Here is a 24472-nt window from a genome sequence, read left to right on the forward strand (position 1 = left end):
CTGGAATTCAATATGAATGACCTTGACCTAGCCGGCGCTAAGAGGGTTCAGCGGGAGTGACCGGCGCTAGCTGCGCGGAAACGACCCGCAAGCAGGGGCAGGATCAACGGCTCCGCCCTCGAACTCAATATGGCCGAGTTGAGCTGCGCAAAGAATTGGCTCAACTCTTCGTAAATCGTCATTCGCACTTTGTGCATTTGTATCTCTCCCAGCGGCCGATTCTTGCAGATTTGAGCGCCCGATCCGGGCTAGCGCCGCGCTGGATCGAACAAAAGAGCGCTCTGCCCAAACAAACCTTGGCCTGAATCAGCGGCGAGAGAACCGGCAAGTCAAACTCAGTCGGTTAGTGGCGCAAGCAATACCGAGATATCCAGCGCCAAGGCCTTGGCGAGTTGCTCGATGTTGTCCAATGAAACATTGCGCTCCGAGCGCTCCACCGAGCCAACATAGGTCCGGTGAAGACCGGCAAGATCAGCCAACTGCTCTTGCGATATTCCACGAGCCGCGCGCTCCAGGCGCAGCCTCCGGGCAAGGCGCTCCCGCGCCGTCAGTTCTACATTCCCTGATCTCTTCATGGAGAGCGAGGGTCTGCGAAGTGCCTACTTTGAGTCTACAGACTTTGAGTAGCATTTGATTGTAGAATTCTGAGTTGTCCTTGGCGCCACCGCTGAAATTCGGGTTGCCCATGTCTGCGCACTTCTACTGAATTCCTTCCCGTCCAAACTAGATGCAGCGACCCAAAATTAGAGAGCGTATTCGCGCTACAGCGCTCGAACTACTGCGTGGCCATCCGCAGGGGCTACGTTTTTCGGAGCTTCATCGGCAGATACGGCAATCTGATACGAGCTTCAATGCCAGCACCATCAATACATACATTTGGAATTTGGATGCCCTGCACCCTGAGCAGGTTTACAAGCCCATCAAGGGCCTCTATCGGCTGATCGAATTCAAGGACCCAGTTCCCGCTGAATTGAATGAAGATCCGCCGGTTGAAGTGCAGCAGATCAAGATCCGGGAAGAGGTCTTCTACCCGCTGTTCGCGAGTTGGTTGAAAAATGACATCGAAGATGTTACCCACGCCATTGCACTCGGCGGCAACGCCTTTCGGGACCGCTGGGGCACGCCCGATGTGATCGGCAAAGCCGAGAGTCGGCGCAGCGACGTCATCAAAGGGCCGACGAGCATCGTGTCGGCCGAGATCAAGATAGACCCGGCGGGCTTGGTCACAGGCTTCGGGCAGGCCTGTGCCTACAAGCTGTTCAGCCACAAGAGCTATTTGGTCATCCCGACCCAGACGCCCGAGGACGAGCTGGCCCGGGTTGATTCACTGTGCCAAATCTTCGGAATCGGGCTGGTCACCTTCAACGCCAAGTGCCCGGCGCTGCCGGAATTCCGTCTGATCATTCGGCCGCTGAAGCATGAGCCGGACCTGTTCTATACAAATAGGTATGTGGCGCATATAGAGAAGGAATTGTTCTCGTAAGAAACCAGGGTTGCGTTCTAAACGCAACCCTGCAGGCTGTACCGGCGCGGTAAGTCCAGAGCGCTGTTACTGCGATCACTACGAGCAAAAATGGTGGGCTTGCTGGACTGGATCGGACAACTGTGGCGGTTGTGCCCCAGAATACGCACAGCGGCCGGGGGGGGCAGGCCGAGGGGCTCCTGGGGATGCGCCCTACCCCCTTTGGACGCTCATTTCCATGTGGACAGAATTCCGCCTGAAGTGTCCATAACTGGTGTCGTCCCCGACGACACATTGCTTAAACTAAGTTGTTGATTCTTTTCGGTTCACATGTGTCCACATCTTCGAGACCCTGCCAATACTGCTCAACGTCTAAAAACACAGCCCTGCTCGACGGGGCTTTTTTTCGCCCATCGTTTGAAAAACGCATCAGCAAGGGTCTGATCCAATGATTCAGCCGCCAGCATCGGCGCAAAATAGCTCTTGGCTTACGCCCTCCCGCAACGCATTGATAGCCCGTCCAATCCATGAGCACTACCGCACTGGTTTCTTCCTCCGGCTCGAATTCCGGCTCCACGGCCATGTATGCCTCGGACCAGGCCCGGCCTGACTCCAAGCAATTCCTGACCTTTCATGTCGGCGCCGAGGAATATGGTCTCGACATTTTGCGAGTTCAAGAAATCCGCTCCTATGAGCCGCCGACCCGGGTCGCCAATGCGCCTCACTTCGTCAAAGGTGTGGTCAATCTGCGCGGTGTGATCGTGCCCATCGTCGATCTGCGTTTGCGCCTGGGGCAAAGCGGTGACTACAACAGCTTCACCGTGGTCATCGTGTTGAACGTTTGTCAGCGGGTGGTGGGCATCGTGGTGGACGCGGTCTCCGATGTGCTGGAGCTCAACGTCGACCAGATCAAGGCTCGCCCCGAGGTCGCCGCAGCACTCGATGCGCGCTTCATCACCGGCCTGGGCAAGATCGGCGAACGGATGCTGATCCTGCTCGATATCGAAGCCATGGTGGCCAGCCCTGATTTCGGTTTGATGGACTAAAAACCAGGCCGCCTTCGATAAAGTTAGTGAACACCCTCGCTACAGACCAATATTCTAAAGACCCCTCTCCAGCAGATCTCCGCGTATTGGCACTCCACTCCTGGGAGTGCTAATATTGCTTTTGTCGACCTCGCAAGGTTTGCTTTGAGAAAGAAGATGATGACGATGTCTAACCCCTCTGCTTTGACGGTCCGTGACCCTTGGTCATTGGTGCCTTCGCTCGGCAATCTGGATGCCTACATCTCCGCCATCAACCGCCTCCCCCTGTTGAGCGCGGAAGAAGAAGGCGCAGCCGCTCGCCGCCTGCGTGATACGGGTGATTTGGAAGCTGCCGGTAAATTGGTCTTGTCCCATTTGCGGCTGGTAGTTTCTATTTCACGCCAGTACATGGGCTACGGCCTGCCGCAAGGCGATTTGATCCAGGAAGGCAATGTCGGCCTGATGAAGGCCGTCAAGCGCTACGACCCCGATCAAGGCGTTCGCTTGGTCAGCTATGCAATGCATTGGATCAAGGCCGAAATCCACGAATATGTGTTGCGCAACTGGCGCATGGTCAAGGTCGCCACCACCAAGGCGCAGCGCAAGCTGTTCTTCAATCTGCGCTCGATGAAGCACAGCATGAAGGAAGACCAGTCGGATGACATGAGCCACCGCAACAGTCTGACCGAAGCTCAGCTTGACCATGTCGCGACCACGCTGAATGTCAAGCGCGAAGAAGTGCTGGAGATGGAAACCCGCATGTCGGGTGGCGATGTGGCGCTGGAGCCGCAGACCGACGACCATGGCGATGGGAGCGAGAGCTACGCGCCGATCGCCTATCTGGCGGACGAGAGCCAGGAACCGACTCGTGTGCTGGAAACGCAAGCCCGCAATGCTTTGGCCAGCGACGGCATCACTCAGGCCTTGGAGGCTCTGGATGAACGTAGCCGTCGCATCGTCCAAGAACGCTGGTTGAACGTCAACGACGACAACACGGGCGGCATGACGCTGCATGAGTTGGCGGCCGAATACGGCGTCAGCGCGGAGCGGATTCGTCAGATCGAAGTGGCGGCGATGAAGAAGATGCGCAAGGCCTTGAGCCCCGGTTAATCAGGCCAGCCTGATCAAGGCACACCCTGCAAAAGCCCCGGCGCGCAAGCACGGGGCTTTCTTGTTTTTGGTGAAGCCTCAGCCTAGCTTTTTTCCGCCAACAGCAGCCTGATGTCATTGGCCAGAGCGCTTGCCCCCGAGCCATAGCGAGAGAACACCCGTACCCGGCCCTGCGTATCAAAAATGAAACTGGCGGCGGTGTGGTCCATGGTGTAGCTCTCGGGCGTCTTGCCTGCCACTTTGGCGAAGTAGACCTTGAACTCCTTGGCCACCGCCTTGGTCTGCTCATCGCTGCCTCGCAACGCAATAAAGCTGGGGTCAAAACTCGCCACATAGGCCTTGAGCAAGGCAGCGGTGTCTCGCTCGGGATCGATGGTCACAAAGATGCCCTGCACCCGCTCGCCATCGACACCCAAGGAGCGCTTGACCTCGGCCAACTCGGCCAAGGTGGTCGGGCAAACATCCGGGCATTGGGTGTAGCCAAAGAACACCACTGGAATTTTTCCCTTGAACTCGGCCAAGCTTCGGCTGCGACCGTCTTGATCGGTCAAATTGAGGCTGCGCGCGTACTCGGCCCCGGTCAGGTCAACGCCTTGGAAGGCAGTCTTAGCGCTGTCACCGAGGCCCAGTTGGTCACAAGCCGTCAGGCCCAGGCCCATCGCGAGCAAGCCCGCGAGGGTCAGAGCGCGACTCAGGCCAGCAAGTTTCTTCATGATTCAGGTCGTCCAAGGCAGCAGATAGTGGTCGACCAGCAGTGCCGCGAACAGCAGCGACAAATGCCAAATCGAGAAACGGAAGGTGGCGCGCGCCAATTCATCAGAATAGGTGCGCCAAAGCTGCCAAGCATAGGCGCAAAACCCCAGGCCCAAGCCAATGGCGCTGACCAAGTAAATCCAGCCGCTCATGCCGGTCAAAAAGGGCAGCAGCGTCGCGGCCAGCAAAACCCAGGTGTAGAGAAAAATCTGCAAGCGGGTGTATTCGGCGCCATGGGTGACTGGCAGCATGGGCAGGCCAGCCTTGCGGTATTCCTCTGTCCGGTACAGAGCCAAAGCCCAAAAATGAGGCGGCGTCCAAAGGAAAATAATCAGGCACAACAGCATTGCCTCGGGCCCCACGTCGCCGCGCAGCGCGGCCCAACCCAAGACCGGCGGCATCGCCCCCGAGGCGCCGCCGATGACGATGTTTTGCGGCGTCATCGGTTTCAAGATGACTGTGTAGATCACCGCGTAGCCGATGAAGGTGGCGAAGGTCAGCCACATCGTCAGTGGGTTGACCAAGAACCAAAGAATAGCCATGCCCAGGCCGCACAGAACGGCCGAGAAACACAGGGCCTGGATACGGCTGAGCTCGCCCCTGGCGGTCGCGCGCCAGGCGGTGCGCTTCATCTTGGAATCAATCTGTTGTTCGACCAAGCAATTGAAGGCGGCGGCGGCTCCGGCCACCAACCAGATACCGACGGTAGCAGCCAAGATCGCGACCCACTCGCTCGAGGACGGCAGACCGGGTATCGCCAAGGCCATGCCGATGACCGCGCAAAAGACGATCAATTGAACCACGCGCGGTTTGGTCAATTGATAGTACTGCTGCCAAGTTGAGCTTGGCGGCGCCGACGCGGGTAGAGGAGGTGATGAAGCCATAGGGACTAAGAATACGGAGGAATAAATAGTTCAGAGGTGGAATTGGCGCGCTTCGCGAACCGCGCACAGCCGCGCCAACAAGGTCGTCAACAAGAGCAACAAGGCTGCAGCTCCGGCAGTGTGAGCCAAGGCGGCCAACAGCGGCCAGTCCAACACCACATTGGAGACGCCGCTTATGACTTGCCAAGCCGCCACCAGCAGCAACCGGCGCGCCCACTGAATCGCCTCACTCTGGCCGCTGCGCCAAAGCCGCCAAGCAAACCAGAACAGTGCTGTAAACACGATCAAAGCACCCAGCCTATGCGTCCAATGAATTGCCGTCAACGCAGCAAACGGCAACCAACCGCCGTCGGCGCCCACACCCAGCTCGCGCCAAATCGTAAAACCGTGCTCAAAGTCCAACTCCGGCAGCCATTGGCCACCTTGGCATTGGGGGAACTCTGAGCAGGCCAAGACCGCATAGTTGGTACTGACCCAGCCGCCCAAGGCCACTTGCAGCAGGCTGAGCAACAAGAGTCCGGCTGCCGCCCACCGAATACCGCGGCTGAGAACCAAGGGCTTGGGTTGGTAGCCTTGCGCTTGCCAAGCCAGCAACATCAACAGGCCAATGCCACCGAGCAAGTGCAGCGTCACGATCGCGGGGAACAACTTCATCGTCACCGTTAGAGCGCCAAAAGCGCCTTGCATGCAGACCCAAACCAAGGTCAACGTGGCCCACCATGGCGAGACCGAGGCGGCCGCCTTTTTACTCGTCAAAGCATGGTGCCAACTCATCACACAAAGTGTGATGATCAGCACGCCGACCCCGCTGGCAAGATAGCGGTGGACCATCTCTACCCAGGCCTTGCCATGGGTGACTGGACCTGTCGGCATGGCCGTCTGGGCCGCGTGGATTTCGACTTTGGCACCCAGTGGCGATGCGCTGCCGTAACAACCCGGCCAATCGGGGCAACCCAGACCAGAATCGGTCAGACGCGTAAAGGCACCGAACAAGACCAAATCAAAGGTCAAAAACAAAGTCAATAGGGTCAGCGCCTTCAGCCTGGCTTGTGGCCCGGCACCTGCCGCGCGCAAACGCAGCCAAAGCAAAGGCCCAGCGGCCAGCAAAACGCCTAGCCCCGCCAGCTGCCACAAAGGTGTGAAATCCAAGGTCGCAGTCATTGAATCAACGCCCGGCCTTGTCCCAACCCGCATTGGCTTTAAGTAGGCGGTTCAAGTCGGCTTTGACCCTTGCCGGATCAGGCGTCGCCGGCGACCTTAGCATCCAGCGCCCCATCGGGTCGACCACAAACAAATGATCACGCAGTGCCGTGCCTGCGGCCGGCTTCAGCCAAGCCTCTAGCTCTGCCCTGGGAGCGCGCAACACCGTCACCGCCACGCCCTGCGCCAGTGCTTTTTGCAACTCGGGTTTCAAGGCCAAATCATCGGCGAGCAGCAAGAGCTTATCGACCTTGTCGCGTTCCTTGCCCAGCATTTCACGCAACTGGCGCTGCATGAACAACTGCTTCTCGCAGGCGAGGTCACAGTCACCGCTTTGCACCAACGTGAGCAGCCATTGCCCCTTCAAAGTTGCCGCTGCGACCGGTTTGCCGTCCAGATCATGCAAGCTAAGCTGTTCCGGCAAGTCCACCGTGGGCTCAATCAACTCGCCATAGGCTTGGCCCCGGGGCTGAATCACATAGAAGGTGAAATACGAAGCCAAGACCGGCGCAGCACAAGCGGCGACCACTAACAACATACGCAGCCGCCCCCCCCGCGTGCGCGCTTGCGCAGCCATCTGCTGTGGGTCGGGCAGACCATGTACCGTCATACCGAGCGGCTCATCGACTGAATCAGCTGGCCGCTGTGGCCGACTTGAGCTGCTTGCGAAAACGGATTGTTTGGAACCAGACATAGAGACCCAGAATTAAAGCTGACAGCAAGAACCATTGAAACGCATAACCATAGTGTTTATGCAGGCCCGCATCGGGCGCCTGCCATGCACGCAAAAGTCCGTCGGGGGCGACTTGATTGCTGACCTGCACGTCGTCAGTTTGCAGCACCGTGACGGGCCAGATAGTCTGTCCGATCTCACGCTCATACGCAGGCAGGTCGAGATTTTGCCGGATGGGGCCAACTGGCGCGTCGGCAAACTCATAGACCTTAGAAGGTGCGGCGATCAGGCGTCCGCTTACGCTCACCAAACCCGCCGGGGTCGGTACATTTTGAAGCCGACTGCGGTCAGCAGCATCGCGAGGCGACCAGCCGCGCTGCACCAATACAAGCCCTGACTGTCCCTCCAGCAATAAAGGCGTCACGACATAAAAACCTGTCCGCCCGCTCATCGACCGGTTATCCAAAAAGACCGTTCGCTCGCCCAACCAAGTGCCCCGCAAGACCACCCGTCGCTGCAATTGACGTTTGAGTTCATCGGGCGATTTGCTCAAGGCACGCAAGTCAGCAGTTTGCAGCGGCTCCAGCTCGGCCTTGGCCTGCACGGCGGCCTGCAAGGATTCCTTCTGATGGGCTCGGTCCAATTGCCAAACCCCCAGCCTGGCGGTCAAGCCCGCCGCCGACAAGGTGATGAGCAAGAGCAGAACAGCTCGCACGGAAGCTTTCATCAGAGCCGCGCCGACGGATAATCGGCAACCATGAAAATCTTATTTCTATTCGCCTTTTTAGGCATCATCGGCGCACTCGGCGCGGCCGGTTTGTTCATGCTCAAGAACAGCAGCGGCGCCGACAAAAACGAACGCGGCCCCAAGATGGCAAAGGCATTGGCGCTGCGGGTAGGTCTGTCGGTGGCGCTGTTCTTGTTCATTTTGTTCAGCTATTTGATGGGCTGGATCGAACCCACAGGCATGCCAATGCGCCCGTAAGCGGCCCTGGCGGCAAACCAAAAAGGAAAAGCGCCGCAGTTTGCGGCGCTTTTTTTATCAGAGAGCCGCCGGCCCGCTGGCCTTACATCCAATAAACAATGACGTACAGACCCAGCCAAACCACGTCAACAAAATGCCAGTACCAAGCCGCGCCTTCGAAGCCGAAATGGCGGTCCTTGGTGAAGTGGCCTTTTTGCAGGCGCAGCGTGATAAAGAGCAGCATCAACATACCCACAAAGACGTGGAAGCCGTGGAAACCGGTCAGCATGAAGAAGGTTGAGCCGTAGATGCCCGAGCTGAGCTTGAGGTTCAGTTCCGTGTAGGCATGGTGATACTCGATCCCCTGCAGGGTCAGGAAGGTCACGCCCAGCAACACCGTCAACCACATAAAGCCAATCGTCTTGGCACGATTGCCGGCGATCAAGGCGTGATGAGCAATCGTCAGCGTCACACCCGAAGTCAACAGCAAAGCCGTATTGATGGTCGGCAGCGGCCATGGGCCCATGGTGCTGAAGGGCTCAACAGCGCCAGCCGGCGCCGCGGTAGCGCCCGCTGCAACGCTAGGCCACAAGGCCTTGAAATCGGGCCAGAGCAGCGAATTTTCCAGGCTGCCCAAATTCGGCACCGCGTGAACGCGAGCCCAATACAAAGCACCAAAGAAGGCGCCAAAGAACATTACTTCGGAGAAGATGAACCAGCCCATGCTCCAGCGGAAGGACAGATCAATCCGGTCGCTGTACTGGCCGCTTTCGCTTTCGCGAATCGCTTCCCCAAACCACTGCGTCAACACGAACGCAAACCACAGCAGACCAAAGCCCAGGGAATAGGCGCCCCACTGGTTGCCATTCACCCATTGACCCGCACCTAGGGCCACAAAGAACAGGCCAATCGCACCCATCACTGGATGCCTTGATGGGCCTGGAACGAAGTAATAAGGGGCCTTGCCCGTGGTGGTCGCTGCCGACATAACTCTTCTCCTCGAACTAATTTCAGTCCTGATGACGCTTGATCGAATCTAGGCGCCGGCGATACCGCTGCCAATGACCCATTGGACCAGCACCACCAACACCACGACGAATAAAACAGCACCCAAGATCCCGGCAATGATGACATGCACCGGGTTCAACTGGGCTACATCTTTCTCATAATCGGCGCCGCGCCGCACGCCGAAAAAAGACCAGGCCACCGCCCTCATCGTCTGTAAAAACGACATGGGCCGCGCCACGGCTTGCTTCAAATCTTCACCAGCCTTCATGAGGCCGAACCCTTCAAGGTTTGAACCGCCGGCGGCATCGCTGCCGTCTTCTTCACTCCCTTGCCAGCGACCTCAAAAAAGGTATAGGACAAGGTAATGGTCTTGACGTCCTTGGGCAGCTTGGGGTCAATCACAAACACCACCGGCCAACGCTTGGATTCGCCGGGCAGCAAGGTGTACTCATTGAAGCAAAAACACTCCAATTTATTGAAATACGCGGTCGCCTGTTTGGGGGCATAACTAGGAATTGCCTGTGCGGACATGGTTCTGGTCTGCACATTGCGAAACTCATACATCACCGTCGTCAACTCGCCTGGATGCACGGTCAAGTGCTTGGTCGCGGGGCTGAACTCCCAAGGCCCGCGCGAATTGGCGTCGAACTCGATGTCAATGCTGCGGCTGTAGTCGATCTGCGTATTCTTGACATCCTCGGCTCGCACCGCATGCGTACGCTCCGACAAGGACAACACATTGATGCCGAGCGCCGTGCAAATCGCGCGGTACAGCGGCACCAAGGCGTAACCAAAGCCAAACATCAAGGCCGTCACCACGACCAGTTTGCCCACCAAGTGCAGGTTATCCCTGCGCAAGGCGGCGGCAAAGGTCCAGGTCTCAGGCTTCATGTTCGCTAACTTAGAAACCGAACAGCATGATTTTGCTGACGAAACCCACGCCAAACACGATCGCAACGCTGAGCAGAATCAGCGCCAGGCGCCGATTGCTCTTTTGTTGTTCAGGAGTGATCGCCATGATGATCAAGCAATGATCTTGGTGGCCGAGGCATTCAGCTTGGGCGGCACCTCAAAGGTGTGGAATGGCGCCGGCGACGGCACTTCCCATTCCAGGCCTTCAGCGCCTTCCCATGGTTGCTGCGGGGCCTTCTCGCCCTTGCCGCGCATCATCGGCAGCACCACGAACAAGAAGAACCAGACCTGCATCAAACCGAAGCCGAAGGCGCCTACCGAAGCAATCGCGTTGAAGTCAGCGAACTGCAAGGCGTAGTCGGCGTAGCGGCGCGGCATGCCGGCAAGACCCAGGAAGTGCATCGGGAAGAAGGTGATGTTGAAGGTAATCAGCGAGCCCCAGAAGTGGAACTTGCCCTTCCATTCGGGGTACATCACGCCGGTCCACTTCGGGCCCCAGTAGTAATAGCCAGCAAACATGCCGAACAAGGAGCCCGCCACCAGCACATAGTGAAAATGCGCCACCACGTAGTAGGTGTCTTGCACCTGAATATCGATTGGCGCCATCGCCAGGATCAAGCCGGTAAAGCCGCCCATCGTGAACACGAAGATAAAGCCCACGGCCCACAACATCGGTGACTCGAAGGTCATCGAGCCGCGCCACATCGTGGCCAGCCAGTTGAAGATCTTCACGCCGGTCGGCACCGCGATCAACATGGTGGCGTACATGAAGAAGAGCTGACCCGTCACCGGCATGCCGGTGGCGAACATATGGTGGGCCCAGACGATGAAGGACAGAATAGCGATCGAAGCGGTCGCATAAACCATCGATGCGTAGCCGAATAGCTTCTTGCGGGCAAAAGCCGGCACGATCTGGCTGACGATGCCGAAGGCCGGCAAGATCATGATGTAAACCTCGGGGTGGCCGAAGAACCAGAAGATGTGCTGATACATCACTGGGTCACCGCCGCCGGCGGGGTTGAAGAAGGAGGTGCCGAAGTGGCGATCGGTCAAGGTCATCGTGATCGCACCGGCCAGCACGGGCATCACGGCGATCAGCAGGTAGGCCGTGATCAACCAAGTCCAGCAGAACATCGGCATCTTCATCAGCGTCATGCCAGGAGCGCGCATGTTCAGAATCGTCACGACGATATTGATCGAGCCCATGATCGACGAGGCACCCATGATGTGCATGGCGAAAATGCCGGCGTCCATCGACGGGCCCATTTGCAGCGTCAGTGGCGCGTACAGCGTCCAGCCGGCCGCTGGGGCGCCGCCGGGCATGAAGAATGAACCAACCAGCAGCAAGGCGGCAGGAATCAACAGCCAGAAGCTGAAGTTGTTCATGCGCGCGAAAGCCATGTCGCCGGCGCCGATTTGCAGTGGAATCATCCAGTTAGCAAAACCAACGAAGGCCGGCATGATGGCGCCGAACACCATGATCAAACCGTGCATGGTGGTGAACTGATTGAACAGCTCAGGGTTGAAGAACTGCAGACCCGGCTGGAACAACTCGGCGCGGATGCACAGCGCCAAGATGCCGCCGATCATCAGCATGGTGAACGAGAACAGCAGGTACAGGGTCCCGATGTCCTTGTGATTGGTGGCGAACACCCAACGACGCCAGCCTGCAGGCGCATGGTGATCGTGGTGGTCATGAACGTCGTGACCGTGATGGTCAAGCACTGCACTCATGTTGTTTCCTTTTTCGATGCTTGTTGACGTTCAGACACTTACTTGCGGGCTGCCAGCACTTCGGCCGGCTGCACCACTTGCCCAGTCTGGTTCGACCAGTTGTTCTTGGTGAAGGTGATTACAGCGGCGAGATCCGTGTCGCTGAGTTGCTTCCAAGATGGCATCGTGCCCTGGTTCTGTCCATTCAAAAGAACGGTGATTTGTTTAAGCTTGTCTTCGTTCTGGACAACAGCCGAGCCGTCCAGCGGCTTGATCGGGCCGGCGCCCTTGCCATCAGGCTTGTGGCAGGCGGCGCAGTTGGTGTTGTAGACCTTCTCACCGCGAGCCAGCAAGGCCGGCATTTCCCAAACCTTGCTCGGATCATCAGCCTTCGCGGACATGATTTTCTTCTGCTCGGTCACCCATTGCGTGTATTCGGCGGCCGAAACCACCTTCACGTGAATAGGCATATAGGCATGTTCCTTGCCGCACAGCTCAGCGCATTGGCCGTAGAAGTTACCTTCCTTTTCGGCCTTGAACCATGTATCGCGCACAAAGCCGGGAATCGCATCTTGCTTGACGCCGAAGGCCGGCACCATCCAGGCGTGAATCACATCATTCGCGGTGGTGATGATGCGGATCTTTTTATTGACCGGCACCACCAGCGGATGATCGACGCGGAACAGATAGTCATCGCCCGACGGTTTGCCGGAATCCGACATTTCGCGCTGACCGGCATCCAACGCCGAGATGAAGCCGATGCCTTCACCCTCGCCCTTGAGGTAGTCATAACCCCATTCCCACTGGTAACCAGTGGCTTTGATGGTCACGTCGGCATTGGTGGTGTCCTTCATCGCGACAACCACCTTGGTGGCTGGCAGCGCCATCAGAATCACGATCACAAAGGGGACGATGGTCCAAGCGATTTCAACCGCCACACTTTCATGGAAATTCGCAGCCACCGCGCCTTTGGACTTGCGGTGCTTGAAGATCGAATAAAACATCACGCCGAAAACGGCGACAAAGATCAGCAAGCAAATGACCATCATGAAGTTGTGCAACCACATCTGGTCGGTCGCAATCTTGGTCACCGGCGGGTGCAGGTTGAGCTGATTGACGGCCGGGCCGCCCGGCAGATCATTCACCGCCAAGGCCACTTGCGTCACCAGCGTTGCACCGGCCGCAAGTGCCAATTGCCCCACTCGCCCCAAGCGGCGCGCGGCCTGATGCACTCGTGCGTTCATCATTTTCATGGTCGTCACTCTTGTTTCTAATTCAATTCGGGGAAGCCGCAGGAATCAGCTCGTGTTTGAGCCAACTCAAGCCTGCCGGCAAGTCCTGACCCTAGACTACGGGGTCAAATGTTGACTAATTAAATATTTTAGCCTACCGCCATCGCCTCTCTGTGGTCTTTGCGGCACTTCATGCACCTGATCTGCGCAACATCGCGCGCATTTCTTCGAGTGAGAGACTGGATTCGGCGCTGACACGCACTCTGGGCTTGGGCTTGAACGCGTGACCAAAGACCACTTCTAGGCTGAGCTTCAAACGACCATCGGCGCCCCGCAAACTCTCAAGCTGGGCCAACAATGTTTGCCGCCAAGTACGGCCTCGGCAACCCTTGAAGCGCGTGGGCGCGAGATTGCCACCGAGTGCGCGAAGATCGCGCAGCAAGGCCTCACCGTCAGCCCAGGTCAAACTGATGCGCTCTTGGTCCATCACCGGATCAGCAAAACCAGCTACCACCATGGCGTCACCAATGTCATGCATATCCCACCAGTCCGGCCCGATCTTGCCCCAAGCCATGCGCTCGAAGATGGGCCGTAACTCGACCAAGCTGTCAGGCCCGAGGCAAGAGAACATCACGAAACCATCCACCGCCAAAGCCGTGTGCCATGCTTTCAGGGTGGCCGGCAAGTCGGGGCTCGCATGCAGACACATATTGGCCCAAACCAACTCCGCGCGACCCGTCGCCACGGCATCCGGTGCTTGCACCACTGCCTCAGCGTTGCCGCGCAAGCGCTGCCACCAAGCGGGCCGGTTCGCGGCCATGCTGCGGGCACGCAAGTCAGCTGTCAGCTCCGCATACCGCTGTTCAGCCTGGGGATAGGTCTTCACCAACATCTGACCTGCCCCGCCCAGAAACGCCGACCACTGCAACACCCGCTTCGGCTGCAACTTGATGATGGGCAGGCGCTCAGCCATGCGCGCGGCGATCTCGACATGCAGCCATGGCGCAGCCTCGGCTTGCGCTAAGCGACGTGCATGACGCGCAACGGCCAGGGCGTCCACCTCACGCGGACCGGCGGTTTCGTACTTAGGGGGGGAAGGCTCAGCAGACATTGGCGGCAGTATATTGAAGCCATGTCCGAGCGCAGCCTGGCACCCCAAAGACCCAGCTCTGTAGAGCGGGTACTGATGCGCTGCCCGGGCCAATGTGCGGTCTGCCGGGCTTGGTGCAAGCAACATGTCTGTGGCGAGTGCCTGCTGCGTTATGCCAGGCCGGCGCCGCGCTGCTGGACCTGCGCGGCCCGCCTGCCGGCGGCCTTGACGGGCCGGCGCGAGGCCAAGTGTGGCGCCTGTTTGCGGGCCCCTCCACCGCTGGACCGCACGATTGCTGCGCTTGATTACGCCTTCCCGTGGGACGGCTTGCTGCAGCATTACAAATTCCATCAAGCCATTGAGTTACGTGAAACCCTGCTGGAACGCCTCAACCAGGCGCTGAGCATCGCCGAGGCCGAAGCGCCCGATTGGCTACTGCCCGTCCCCTTGACCCAAGCCCGTCAACGCGAACGCGGCTATAACCAGAGCTATGAGTTGGCCCGCACTTTGGCCCGGCACCGCAAGCTCAACTGCGACCCCGAGCTGCTGCTGCGAGTGCGCAGTACCGCACAACAAGCACAGCTGCCTTTGAGCGAGCGAGCTGCCAATGTGCGGCATGCCTTTGCAGTCAGCCCGACGCGCACGGCAGAATTGCGCGGCAGCCATGTGGTTCTGCTCGATGATGTAATGACCAGCGGCGCAACCCTTTTCGAAATCGCCCGCGTGCTGCGCAGGGCCGGTGCGGCCAATGTGCAAGCCTGGGTGGTGGCACGCACACCCGATGCCCTCACCTACTGAAATTCCCACCAAGAAGACCCCATATCCCCATGTTCCATATCGTGCTGGTGCAGCCAGAGATTCCGCCGAACACCGGCAACATCATTCGTTTGGCGGCCAACACCGGCTGCAGCTTGCACTTGATCGAGCCGCTGGGCTTTTTGATGGAAGACCGCTTGCTGCAACGCGCCGGGCTTGACTATCACGAGTACACCGCCGTGCACAGGCATGCCGACTGGGCGACTTTCATCAGCGCCCAGCAGCCACCGACTGAGCGTATGTTTGCCTTCACCACCAAGGGCAGCCGGCCTTTTTCGGAGGTGCAATGGCAAGCGGGCGACTACTTGGTGTTTGGCTCAGAAACGGCCGGCTTGGCGCCGAATGTCCGCGACCGGTTCGGCATCGAACAGCGCGTGCGCTTGCCCATGCTGCCCGATCAGCGCAGCCTCAATTTGAGCAATAGCGTCGCGGTGGCGGTGTTCGAGGCCTGGCGACAAAACGGCTATGCGGGCGGCAGCTGAAACCGCACACCTGTGGGCCTCGCTCAATGCTCGGATTTGGCTTGCCGGCCCATCAGCAAGTCAACCGCTGCCACCGGGCTCAGCCTCCCTTCAAGCACGGCCACCACCGCTGCGGTGATCGGCATGTCCACGCCCTTGCCTTGCGCGCGCGCCAAGACCGTTGGCGCGCTGTAAACACCCTCCGCCACATGACCCAAATCATGCAGGATCTGCGACAGCGGCAGGCCCTCGGCCAGGAGCAGGCCAACCCGGCGATTGCGTGACAAATCGCCGGTCGCGGTCAGCACCAGATCACCCATGCCGGACAAGCCCATGAAGGTCTCGCTGCGCGCACCCAGCGCCAGCCCCAGGCGCAGCATCTCGGCCAAGCCGCGCGTGATCAAGGCAGCGCGCGCGTTCAATCCGGGCGCATCGGCCATCGCACCGCTCACGCCAATCCGCTCGGCACGAAGGCGCAAGCCGTCGGCCGTGCCGACCGCGATCGCCATCACGTTTTTGACCGCACCGCCGACCTCGACGCCGACCGGGTCGACCGAGGTGTAGACGCGCAGCCGCTCGCTGTGAAAAGCCTCTACGGCGGCCGCTGCAAGTTCGGCGTCTTCACTCGCGGCCACCAACGCGGTGGGCTGGCCGGCCGCGACCTCTTGGGCGAAGCTCGGGCCTGACAATATGCCCACGCGCAGACGCGGCTGCACCTCCCTTGCAATTTCGTGGCCGAGCAAGCCAGTCCCCGCTTCAAATCCCTTGCACAGCCACAAGACGCGAGCACCGTCGGGCAGACCGGCCAGCATGCTGCGCAGCGCCGCCATCGGCGTGGCCACCACGATCAAGCCATCGGCTTGCGTGGCATGCGCCACCGCTGCGGCCAAATCGGACTCGATCTGCAGCGCCGGCGGCAAGACCGCCTCGGGCAGGTATTGACTGTTGCGCGCCGACGCGCGCATCACGGCCACCGCCGATGCGTCGCGCGCCCACAGCATCACTTGATGGCGGGCACTGGCCTGTATCGCCAAGGCCGTACCCCAGGCGCCGGCACCCAAAACACTGATTTTCATAGGCTTCTTGCTCGACAAAAAAATACGCGCCCCGGCTGCCTGCAGCAGCGTGGGGCGCGTTGCATGCGGGGTTGAATCAGTTCAGCGTTGGCGAGGCAGCGGCTTCGCGCTGAGCTTGCTGCGCTTCGAACATGGCCTGGAAGTTGACTTCCGTCAACAGCACCGGCGGGAAGCCGGCGCGGGTGCAGACGTCCGACACGATGGCGCGCAGATAAGGGTAAATCATTTGTGGGCAAACGATGCCCAAAATGCCCTCGACCTGCTCTTGCGGCACATTGCGGATCTCGAAGATACCGGCTTGCTTGGCTTCGATCAAGAACAAGGTGCGCTCACCGACTTTGGTGGTGACGGTGCCAGTCACGCAGACCTCAAACACACCTTCGGCCACGGGCTCGGCGGACAGGGCCAGGTTGATGTCAACCTGCGGCTGAGTCTGCTCCAACAAGATTTGCGGCGCGTTCGGCTGCTCCAGCGACAGATCCTTCAGATACATGCGCTGAATCTGAAACACGGGTGCGTTGCTGGGGATGTTGTTCTCTTCGGACATGATTGCTTTCAAATTAGGAGTGAGACCCGGCAGGCCTTGCTGCGGGCAACGCCGGCAATTATCACCCAGCGTTTATGACGATTTGCTGGGGGCTTCCCCCCTCTTGAAACAAACGCCGGGCAGCCCCAAGTTGTTTCTGCCCCCGCCTTGGGGGCCTGGCGCAAAGGCCCAGGTTTGGGGTCACAAATTTATCAAGCCGCTTGCAACAAGGCCTGCAGGCCGCCACGCTGATCCAGCGAGATCAAGTCATCGCAGCCGCCGATATGGGTGTCGCCGATAAAAATCTGCGGCACCGTGCGCCGGCCTGTCAAGGCCACCATCGCGTCGCGTTCGACCGGATTCAAATCAACTCGCACTTCGACTATCTGCTCAACGCCGCGCTGTTTCAGCAAGGCCTTGGCACGCACGCAATACGGGCAGACTTGGGTGGTGTACATCTTGACGGTTTGCATACTCAGGCACTCTTCTCGATTGGCAGATTGGCTTCGCGCCAGCCGTTCAGGCCGCCGGCCAGGGCCTGCGCGTTTTCATAACCCAGCTTGCGCAGCGTCGCCACCGCGCGCTGCGAACGAGCACCGCTCTTGCACAAGACCACCAAGGGCAAGGCCTTGTTGCTCGGCAGGGACTTATGACCTTCCAGCGCGTCCAAGGGGATGTTGCGGGCACCGGCCACATGCGCAGCAGCAAACTCGGCCGGCTCACACACATCAATCAGCACCGCTTTTTCGCGATTCATCAGCCGCACCGCTTCGGCCGGCGACAGCGCCGCGGCTTGACTACTATTGACCAAAGTGGGCCAAAGCAGCAAGCCACCGGAGGTCAAGGCGGCCAGGACAAGAATCCAGTTATCGAGCAAGAAGTTCAATGGGGAGTCCGGTTATTGAAAAAGAATGAGGGCCAAAGCGGCGAAAAACGGTGATTATAGAAAAAGGCCCGTCGGCATGCCGACGGGCCTCGGTATTCAAGCTTGAACGCTGGGGTTTAAAGCATCAGAGCTTGAAAGTTGCCACCGCTGTTTGCAAAGCCTGCGCCTGGCTCTCCAGGCTGCTGGCGGCAGCCGCCGCCTGCTCGACCAGGGCAGCGTTTTGCTGGGTCATTTGATCCAACTGCGTGATCGACTGATTGACCAGGCCGATGCCTTGACTCTGCTCGCCGGTAGCGGCCGTGACCTCGCCGATGATGTCCGAGACCCGTTGCACGCTGGCGACGATCTCGTTCATCGTGCTGCCGGCGTCCTGCACCAGACGGCTGCCGGTTTCAACACGGTCAACGCTGGCGCCGATCAGCGCCTTGATCTCCTTGGCCGCTTCGGCCGAGCGCTGTGCCAAGGAGCGAACCTCGCTCGCCACCACCGCAAAACCACGCCCCTGCTCACCCGCCCGCGCCGCCTCAACAGCGGCATTCAGGGCCAAGATATTGGTCTGGAAAGCGATGCCGTCGATCACGCCGATGATGTCGCTGATCTTCTTGGAGCTGGTGTTGATCTCGTCCATGGTGGTGACCACTTGGCTGACCACCTCGCCACCCTTGCGGGCCACCGTCGCGGCCGAACCCGCCAACTGATTGGCCTGTGCGGCCGCCTCGGCGCTTTGGCGCACGGTGTCGGTGAGCGTTTGCATATTGCTGGAGGTTTGCTCCAGTGAGGTCGCCTGCTTCTCGGTGCGCATCGACAAGTCATGATTGCCGACCGCAATCTCTCGGGATGCCACCGACATCGAATCGGTGCCCGAGCGCACATTCGCAACAATGCCGGCCAAGCCTTGCGACACATCGCGCACGGCGGCCAACAAGCTCTCGTCCGCACCCGGCGCCACCGTGATTGACTGCGACAAATCGCCGGCCGCAATCAGCCGCATCACGTCGCGGGCATATTCAGGCTCGCCACCCAACTGCCGCCAGACGCTGCCAATGACCAAATAGGAGCCCACGCCCAGCGCCGCGACCACGACCAAGCCGCTGATCAAAATAGCCGCCAAACTGGATGAGACGCCGGCATCCGCGGTCTTCAAGCCGTTGTCAAACCCCTCACTGGCCTCGCGCCTGGCCTTGGCCACCTCAGCCTCGAAGACCTTCAGCGCTGCCTGCATTTTCGGGATCGCACCGGCCTGATCGCCCTGTTTGATGCCCAAAAATAGCTGGGCGGTATCGACCGAGGCGGCAAAATAGGCCTCGAAAGAAGCCTTGAGCTTGCCAGCTGTCTCGGCCTTGCCATCAATCCGGGCAATCGCGTCGAGCAGTTTGCGAATATTTACAGCCCGCTCATTGGCCTCGTCCAAGCGCTTTTTCTCGCCCTCGGCCACCGCACTCTGAATCGTCGCACCCAAGGCGTCCATTTGGGCGCCCAACTGGGAGGTCGCATCCACAAAAGGGTAATGGACTTGTTCAACGGCATTGATGGCCGATGAAGTGCGCGCTGAAAAGGCCCACACCACGGCAATCCCAACCGCAAAAATCAAGGCAGCAAACACCGGCAGGAGCCAGATTCTTGTTCTCACATTCATTCGCTTCTCCAATGGAGGCGTGCCAACGCGGGTCGGCACGCCTGGGCCTGAGGTGAATCTTCAGTCTACGCTCAAGACCACCTTGACGCTGGCGTCTACAGCCGACTTTTCGATGTAGCCGATTGCATCCGCATTCGCGGCGACAAACTTTTTCACATCGGCCGCCGTGGCCAACTCCTTGGGCGGCGTTGCCTTACCGGAGAACACCAGCCGTGACCAAGCCGCCTTGACCTGCGCCGCCTGCTTGCCCGTGACCTTGCTGTAGAACTGATCGCGCGCCGCCGCCGACTCAGGCAAGTCGACCGCCAAAGCCGCTGCACCACTCGGCAAGGTATTGCTCTTCCCCAAGAAGATCGCGCTGACCTGATCTGCCGTCATCGTGGCCGTAGGGCTTTTGGAGTTGACGATCACAGCCACTTGCGCTTGTGCCATACCGGATATGCACAGCGCAGCAAGAAGAAAGAGACCACTGAAAATTTGATGCTTAGTTTTCATTTGTTTCTCCCACTCAGAACACGAAGTCGACAGCCACGCTGTAAACATTGACGGTGTTCTTGCCGGCTGTAAAGGCGGCAGATGGCAAAGAGAAGAGGCCCGGCCCGTCGGTCTTGATTTGCTCAAACTGTCCCTTGACCGCCACATTGCGGTAGGCGTCCCAGCGCACACCCAGCGCGTTGGTTTTTTGCTCATTACTTTGCGAGCGCAGCGTGCCATCCACCAGCGCCCTCAAATCCTTGGTCACACCGGGGATGGGCACCCCCGCCGGGATCTTGTTGTCGACATTGCTGCTTTTTTGGGTCAGATCAGAGATCGTCACATAGGGCGTGAACTTGCCCAGGCGGTAGCCCAGCGTCGCGTACCAGCCATCGGTATCGGGCACGTAGGACTCGGTGCGACGCATCGTGTACTCGGCCATCACGAGCCAATTGTCCCGGTCCAAGGTGACACCAAAGCCAGTAAACGTGGCCTTCTTGTCGGTCGCATCCATCTGGTTGCCAGCTGCTGCCGCACCTGGCACTGGCACCGCACGCAGCAGACCTACCAATGACTTCAGCGAGGCGCTCTCCACCGTCAACTTGGCGTCCACATAGCCGGCTCGCAGCGTGATGCCACCGTCCAGTTCCACCGAGGCGTTGAAGCCCACCATGTTGTCCATCGACAGATCAACACCTTCGAACACGGCTTTGGACTTGCCTGCGTAAACCTGCAAGTTCACGGTCGCGGACCCAAGGTTGGTTTGATAGCTGGCATCGCCCCCGTCAAAGTGGCTGATCGGCACTTGCCCGTACACATCAGCCGGTGGCCGCAACCACGTGTTGGCGTAACCAACGTCGCGGAAATCCGATACGGCAAAGAAAGGCGCGCCCATACGACCCAACCGAACCGAAACAGACGGGCTGAACTGCGCCTTGGCGAACGCCCACTCAATCTCGGGCTTGAAATTGCCGTCACCGTTTTGCTTGGACAGAACCTGCATGGTGGCCGAGAACATCTTGTTCAACTTGGCATTGACCTGCACGCCCAATTTGGTGTCCACATCGCCGCTCCAGGATGTGGTCGCACCCCGCGGTTGGCCGGACACCACATAGCGTGCCTCGCTGGTGTCGGTGCCTACAGCACCAACCGTGCCGAAGCCTGAGAGCGAGAAAATCGAATCGGCAGCAGCCGGTTCTTGAGCCTGGGCATGGGATTGGCCCACAAGGCCGGCAACGGCCAGCACCACGGGCGACAAGCGCCCAACAATAAATCTCTTCATAACGTCTCCTTCTTATTGAACATCTAGGCCGCAACATGCCGAGCATGCACCGGCCAACCACGACATTGATCAGCTTATCGACCAAACGTAACAACTATGTAACGTTTCTTTCGATTCAATCTCTCGAAAAGCCGTCCTGCGCACACCGATAGAATCCGCAGCAGCCCAATTGGGCGGCCACCCATAGAACACATTCCATGTACAAACTCGTGCTCATTCGCCATGGCGAATCGACCTGGAACCTCGAAAACCGTTTCACCGGCTGGACCGATGTAGACCTGACCCCCACCGGCGTGGAACAAGCCAAACAAGCGGGGCGCCTGCTCAAAGAGGCAGGGCTGGACTTCGACATCAGCTACACCTCGATGCTCAAACGTGCAGTGTGGACTCTTTGGCACTGTTTGGATCAAATGGATCGCACATGGTTGCCAGTAGTTCACAGTTGGCGCCTGAATGAGCGGCACTATGGGTCGCTGCAAGGCTTGAACAAGGCCGACATCGCCAAACAATATGGCGACGAGCAGCTGCTGGTGTGGCGCCGTTCCTACGATACGCCGCCGCCGGCTATGGAGCCAGACGATGTGCGCAGCGAGCGCAGCGACATCCGCTACGCCAAGATGAACCCGCTCGACATCCCGCTGACCGAATGCCTGAAGGACACGGTCGAGCGCGTGATGCCTTTCTGGAACGACGCGGTGGCGCCGGCCATCAAGCTGGGCAAACGCGTGGTCATCGCAGCTCACGGCAATAGCATCCGCGCGCTGGTCAAGTACTTGGACAATATCGGCGACAACGATATCGTTGGCGTCAACATCCCCAACGGCATTCCTCTGGTCTATGAATTGGACGCTGATCTGAAGCCGATCAAGAGCTATTACCTCGGCGACGCCGAAGCTGCGGCCAAAGCCGCCGCAGCCGTGGCCAGCCAGGGCAAAGCCTAAGAAACCTGGACAGGCCTGAGCGAAGCGAGCAACGCCGTGCCCCGCTTTGCCGCCAACTTGAGCATGCTCTATACCGAGCATGCCTTTCTTGACCGCTTCGAGGCCGCAGCCGCCGACGGCTTCGCGGCGGTCGAGTTCTTGTTCCCCTACGAATACCCGAGTGCAGTCCTGGCCGAGCGCTTGCATCGCCACGGCTTGAGCCAAGCATTGTTCAATGCGCCGCCCGGGGACTGGGCAGCCGGCGAGCGCGGCTTGGCCTGCTTGCCCGGACGGCAAGCCGAGTTCAGGGCTGGCCTGGAGTTGGCGCTGGCCTACGCAGCGGCGTTGCGCTGCCCACGCATCCATGTGATGGCCGGCATTGGGCCCGAAGATGCGAACCCGAATGAATTGCAAGACCTGTACCTCGACAACCTCACCTGGGCCGCCGAGCGTGCCCGCAGGCAGGCGGTGGACATTTGCATCGAGCCAATCAACCAGCGCGATATGCCCGGCTATTTTCTGAGCAGTCAGGCACAGGCGCTGCGTTTGATCGACTCCGTCGCCGCGCCCAATCTGCGCCTGCAGTTCGACGCCTACCACTGCCAGGTCAGCGAGGGCGATGTGACCCACAAACTCAGACGGGCCATCGAACTGGGCGTGCTGGGCCATGTGCAACTGGCCGGAGCGCCCGATCGACATGAGCCCGACCAAGGTGAACTCCGTGTTGACGATCTGTTAGGCTTGCTGGACGAGTCGGGCTATTGCGGCTTTGTCGGTTGCGAATACCGGCCCCGAGCCGGCACCCGCGAAGGCTTGGGCTGGCTAAAGCCTTGGCTGAGGGCTTAGCCCAAGGCTCCGTCAAACGTAGAGGATAGCGATGCAGATCAATCCAGTCCGAGTCAGAGCGGGTCTGTACGCAGTGATGCTGAGCTTTACGCTTGCGCTGAGCGCTTGCGGCGGTGGCGGCTCCAGCAGCAATGAGTCAGCAAGTCCAGCGCCCACGCCGGCCGTCGCACAAGGCGGCAAATTGGTCGGCAGCGTAGCCCGCGACGGCGTGGCCGGCACTTGGGGCTACACCGCGCCCGACGGCAATCGCTACGCCATCATGGGCACGGCCAAAGGCGTGCTGGTGCTGGACCTGCGCGACCCGGCCCAGCCGCGCGTGGTCGACGAGGTAGACGGCCCCACCGACACCCGGCACCCCGGCATTTACTGGCGCGAAATGCGCGTCTATGGCTCGCATGCCTATATCGTCTCCGAACACAGCAATGTGCGCGGCGGCATCATGATCTTGGATTTGTCCGGCCTGCCCAATGCGGTGCGCTACGTCAAGAGCGTGACGCCACATGACGGTGAACTCGCCGCCCATACTGTAGACATCGACACCGCCCGTGGCCTGCTCTATCTGCAGCGCGAAACCGATCTCGCCGCGCCCACAGGAGCTACGCCGACAGAATCCGCCCCCACGGCGAAGGTCTCAGCGGGCGCCAGCGACATGCGCCGAACCTTGTCAGCGGCCGCCAAGCCCAGCCATCCGGTCGGCGATGTCGGCCATGGTTCGGTGGAGATTTGGGACATCAAGACCGACCCCGAGAACCCGCGCTACCTCAACACCTTCAACCAGGGCCGCAGCATCCATGACATGACCGCCGTGGGCGACTACTGTTATGTCGCCGAGGGCAACGAGAGCAGTTTTTCGATCTGGGACGTGAAAGACCCGCAAGCCCCCAAGATGGTGGTGCGCTGGCAGGTCGGGGCCGGCCACTTCGCCCACAATATCTGGCCCAGTGGTGACGGCCGCATTGTGGTCACCACGGAGGAGCTGCCGAACGGCTTGCCGGCGCGGGTCTGGCGACTCAATGGCAATGCCCAGCCGACGCCACTCTCCAGCTTCCAGCTTGGCGACGCCACACCCCACAACGTCATCATGGAAGGCGATCTGGCCTACCTGAGCCACTACACCGCCGGCGCTGCGGTTTTTGACCTCAAGGACCCTGCGGCCCCCAAACAACTGCTGCAGGTGGACACCAATCCGAATAGCGGGCCGGGGCTGATTGGCTGCTGGGGCGTCTACAAATTTCCGGGCCAGCCCTGGATGATTTGCAGCGATATCAATGAGGGCTTCAAGCTGATTCAGATCGGCTCGCCCTGACCTCACTCTCAATTCGCGCAACACAGGCGGCTAGGCCCAGCCTGAGCCGCCAGGCCTCGCAAGGCTAAACCAAAGCAAGGTTCCAGCGGCAGCCGGCTCGCCCGGCTCTTGCCCGCCTCCACCGCCGTGATCGCGAATTCGCGTTGTGCGCAGTCGCGCTTGAGGGTGTTGATGGCAAGTATGCTTTTTTGTCGGTCAGCGTCCCCACCTCGAGCCA

At 59.6% G+C, this 24472-nt stretch carries 29 protein-coding genes; 9 read left to right on the forward strand and 20 right to left on the reverse strand.

Annotated features, from left to right (window positions below):
- Window positions 1-335 precede the first annotated feature (335 nt).
- Complete coding sequence (locus LNV09_RS10385) at window positions 336-575, reverse strand: helix-turn-helix domain-containing protein (RefSeq protein ID WP_263557020.1); 240 nt, start codon at window positions 573-575, stop codon at window positions 336-338.
- Window positions 576-727: 152 nt separating this feature from the next.
- Between LNV09_RS10385 and LNV09_RS10390 the strand changes: the two genes are divergently transcribed.
- From LNV09_RS10390 to rpoH, 3 genes are all read left to right on the forward strand, one after another.
- On the forward strand, window positions 728-1483 hold the full coding sequence (locus LNV09_RS10390; RefSeq protein WP_263557021.1) for a hypothetical protein: 756 nt from the start codon (window positions 728-730) through the stop codon (window positions 1481-1483).
- A 506-nt stretch (window positions 1484-1989) separates the two neighbouring features.
- Window positions 1990-2508, forward strand: a complete 519-nt coding sequence (locus tag LNV09_RS10395; protein ID WP_411969255.1) for a chemotaxis protein CheW — start codon at window positions 1990-1992, stop codon at window positions 2506-2508.
- A gap of 156 nt (window positions 2509-2664) precedes the next feature.
- Complete coding sequence (gene rpoH, locus LNV09_RS10400) at window positions 2665-3597, forward strand: RNA polymerase sigma factor RpoH (protein ID WP_263557022.1); 933 nt, start codon at window positions 2665-2667, stop codon at window positions 3595-3597.
- Between the two features lie 83 nt (window positions 3598-3680).
- Here rpoH and LNV09_RS10405 read toward each other — a convergent pair whose 3' ends face one another.
- Genes LNV09_RS10405 through LNV09_RS10425 form a run of 5 tightly spaced genes read right to left on the reverse strand, consistent with a single transcriptional unit; the run spans window position 3681 to window position 7834 of the window.
- The gene (locus tag LNV09_RS10405) at window positions 3681-4310 is read right to left on the reverse strand and encodes an SCO family protein (protein ID WP_411969256.1); all 630 of its coding nucleotides are present in this window, start codon (window positions 4308-4310) and stop codon (window positions 3681-3683) included.
- A gap of 3 nt (window positions 4311-4313) precedes the next feature.
- On the reverse strand, window positions 4314-5234 hold the full coding sequence (gene cyoE, locus LNV09_RS10410; RefSeq protein WP_263557023.1) for a heme o synthase: 921 nt from the start codon (window positions 5232-5234) through the stop codon (window positions 4314-4316).
- 30 nt (window positions 5235-5264) lie between these two features.
- Window positions 5265-6395: a COX15/CtaA family protein gene (locus tag LNV09_RS10415; protein WP_263557024.1), complete on the reverse strand. Its 1131-nt coding sequence runs from the start codon at window positions 6393-6395 to the stop codon at window positions 5265-5267.
- Window positions 6396-6399: 4 nt separating this feature from the next.
- The gene (locus tag LNV09_RS10420) at window positions 6400-7044 is read right to left on the reverse strand and encodes an SCO family protein (RefSeq protein ID WP_263557025.1); all 645 of its coding nucleotides are present in this window, start codon (window positions 7042-7044) and stop codon (window positions 6400-6402) included.
- Between the two features lie 22 nt (window positions 7045-7066).
- On the reverse strand, window positions 7067-7834 hold the full coding sequence (locus LNV09_RS10425; protein ID WP_263557026.1) for an SURF1 family protein: 768 nt from the start codon (window positions 7832-7834) through the stop codon (window positions 7067-7069).
- A 30-nt stretch (window positions 7835-7864) separates the two neighbouring features.
- On the opposite strand from LNV09_RS10425, the gene LNV09_RS10430 reads away from it, so the two are divergent.
- On the forward strand, window positions 7865-8092 hold the full coding sequence (locus tag LNV09_RS10430; protein ID WP_263557027.1) for a DUF2909 domain-containing protein: 228 nt from the start codon (window positions 7865-7867) through the stop codon (window positions 8090-8092).
- A gap of 82 nt (window positions 8093-8174) precedes the next feature.
- On the opposite strand, the gene LNV09_RS10435 is transcribed toward LNV09_RS10430, so the two are convergent.
- From LNV09_RS10435 to LNV09_RS10465, 7 genes are all read right to left on the reverse strand, one after another.
- On the reverse strand, window positions 8175-9059 hold the full coding sequence (locus LNV09_RS10435; protein WP_263557028.1) for a cytochrome c oxidase subunit 3: 885 nt from the start codon (window positions 9057-9059) through the stop codon (window positions 8175-8177).
- Window positions 9060-9107: 48 nt separating this feature from the next.
- Window positions 9108-9347, reverse strand: coding sequence for a DUF2970 domain-containing protein (locus tag LNV09_RS10440; RefSeq protein WP_263557029.1), 240 nt, complete (start codon window positions 9345-9347; stop codon window positions 9108-9110).
- Window positions 9344-9970, reverse strand: coding sequence for a cytochrome c oxidase assembly protein (locus LNV09_RS10445; RefSeq protein ID WP_263557030.1), 627 nt, complete (start codon window positions 9968-9970; stop codon window positions 9344-9346). Before LNV09_RS10445 ends, LNV09_RS10440 begins: the two co-directional genes overlap by 4 nt.
- Before the next feature lie 10 nt (window positions 9971-9980).
- Window positions 9981-10097 carry a cytochrome oxidase small assembly protein gene (locus LNV09_RS10450; protein WP_263557031.1) on the reverse strand — a complete coding sequence of 39 codons (117 nt, stop codon included), beginning with the start codon at window positions 10095-10097 and terminating at the stop codon, window positions 9981-9983.
- 5 nt (window positions 10098-10102) lie between these two features.
- The gene (gene ctaD / locus LNV09_RS10455; RefSeq protein WP_263557032.1) at window positions 10103-11725 is read right to left on the reverse strand and encodes a cytochrome c oxidase subunit I; all 1623 of its coding nucleotides are present in this window, start codon (window positions 11723-11725) and stop codon (window positions 10103-10105) included.
- A gap of 38 nt (window positions 11726-11763) precedes the next feature.
- The gene (gene coxB, locus LNV09_RS10460; protein ID WP_411969257.1) at window positions 11764-12957 is read right to left on the reverse strand and encodes a cytochrome c oxidase subunit II; all 1194 of its coding nucleotides are present in this window, start codon (window positions 12955-12957) and stop codon (window positions 11764-11766) included.
- 169 nt (window positions 12958-13126) lie between these two features.
- A complete protein-coding gene (locus tag LNV09_RS10465) occupies window positions 13127-14047 on the reverse strand; it encodes a class I SAM-dependent methyltransferase (RefSeq protein ID WP_263557033.1) in 921 nt (306 codons plus the stop codon).
- 21 nt (window positions 14048-14068) lie between these two features.
- On the opposite strand from LNV09_RS10465, the gene LNV09_RS10470 reads away from it, so the two are divergent.
- Both LNV09_RS10470 and trmL read left to right on the forward strand, forming a co-directional pair.
- Window positions 14069-14824: a ComF family protein gene (locus tag LNV09_RS10470; RefSeq protein ID WP_263557034.1), complete on the forward strand. Its 756-nt coding sequence runs from the start codon at window positions 14069-14071 to the stop codon at window positions 14822-14824.
- Window positions 14825-14853: 29 nt separating this feature from the next.
- Window positions 14854-15324: a tRNA (uridine(34)/cytosine(34)/5-carboxymethylaminomethyluridine(34)-2'-O)-methyltransferase TrmL gene (gene trmL, locus LNV09_RS10475; protein ID WP_263557035.1), complete on the forward strand. Its 471-nt coding sequence runs from the start codon at window positions 14854-14856 to the stop codon at window positions 15322-15324.
- A 23-nt stretch (window positions 15325-15347) separates the two neighbouring features.
- Here the strand turns inward: trmL and LNV09_RS10480 are convergent, their stop codons facing one another.
- The 7 genes from LNV09_RS10480 to LNV09_RS10510 form a co-directional block, all read right to left on the reverse strand.
- A complete protein-coding gene (locus tag LNV09_RS10480; protein WP_263557036.1) occupies window positions 15348-16379 on the reverse strand; it encodes an NAD(P)H-dependent glycerol-3-phosphate dehydrogenase in 1032 nt (343 codons plus the stop codon).
- 76 nt (window positions 16380-16455) lie between these two features.
- Window positions 16456-16926, reverse strand: a complete 471-nt coding sequence (gene secB, locus LNV09_RS10485) for a protein-export chaperone SecB (protein ID WP_263533976.1) — start codon at window positions 16924-16926, stop codon at window positions 16456-16458.
- 191 nt (window positions 16927-17117) lie between these two features.
- Window positions 17118-17378, reverse strand: coding sequence for a glutaredoxin 3 (gene grxC, locus LNV09_RS10490; protein ID WP_263557037.1), 261 nt, complete (start codon window positions 17376-17378; stop codon window positions 17118-17120).
- Window positions 17379-17380: 2 nt separating this feature from the next.
- Window positions 17381-17791, reverse strand: coding sequence for a rhodanese-like domain-containing protein (locus LNV09_RS10495; RefSeq protein WP_263557038.1), 411 nt, complete (start codon window positions 17789-17791; stop codon window positions 17381-17383).
- 124 nt (window positions 17792-17915) lie between these two features.
- Window positions 17916-19427 carry a methyl-accepting chemotaxis protein gene (locus tag LNV09_RS24730; protein ID WP_318023285.1) on the reverse strand — a complete coding sequence of 504 codons (1512 nt, stop codon included), beginning with the start codon at window positions 19425-19427 and terminating at the stop codon, window positions 17916-17918.
- A 60-nt stretch (window positions 19428-19487) separates the two neighbouring features.
- Complete coding sequence (locus LNV09_RS10505; protein WP_263557039.1) at window positions 19488-19922, reverse strand: type 2 periplasmic-binding domain-containing protein; 435 nt, start codon at window positions 19920-19922, stop codon at window positions 19488-19490.
- A gap of 13 nt (window positions 19923-19935) precedes the next feature.
- The gene (locus tag LNV09_RS10510; RefSeq protein ID WP_263557040.1) at window positions 19936-21183 is read right to left on the reverse strand and encodes a porin; all 1248 of its coding nucleotides are present in this window, start codon (window positions 21181-21183) and stop codon (window positions 19936-19938) included.
- 197 nt (window positions 21184-21380) lie between these two features.
- Here LNV09_RS10510 and gpmA point away from each other — a divergent pair, with 197 nt between their 5' ends.
- From gpmA to LNV09_RS10525, 3 genes are read left to right on the forward strand one after another with little or no spacing between them, the layout of a single operon-like run.
- Window positions 21381-22124: a 2,3-diphosphoglycerate-dependent phosphoglycerate mutase gene (gene gpmA, locus LNV09_RS10515; RefSeq protein ID WP_263557041.1), complete on the forward strand. Its 744-nt coding sequence runs from the start codon at window positions 21381-21383 to the stop codon at window positions 22122-22124.
- Between the two features lie 36 nt (window positions 22125-22160).
- Entirely contained in the window at window positions 22161-22949 is a 789-nt protein-coding gene (gene otnI, locus LNV09_RS10520) for a 2-oxo-tetronate isomerase (RefSeq protein WP_263557042.1), read from the forward strand.
- Window positions 22950-22980: 31 nt separating this feature from the next.
- Window positions 22981-24255: an LVIVD repeat-containing protein gene (locus LNV09_RS10525; protein ID WP_263557043.1), complete on the forward strand. Its 1275-nt coding sequence runs from the start codon at window positions 22981-22983 to the stop codon at window positions 24253-24255.
- Window positions 24256-24472: the final 217 nt, after the last annotated feature.

Source organism: Paucibacter sp. B2R-40 (assembly GCF_025717555.1).
GTDB lineage: Bacteria > Pseudomonadota > Gammaproteobacteria > Burkholderiales > Burkholderiaceae_C > Paucibacter_A.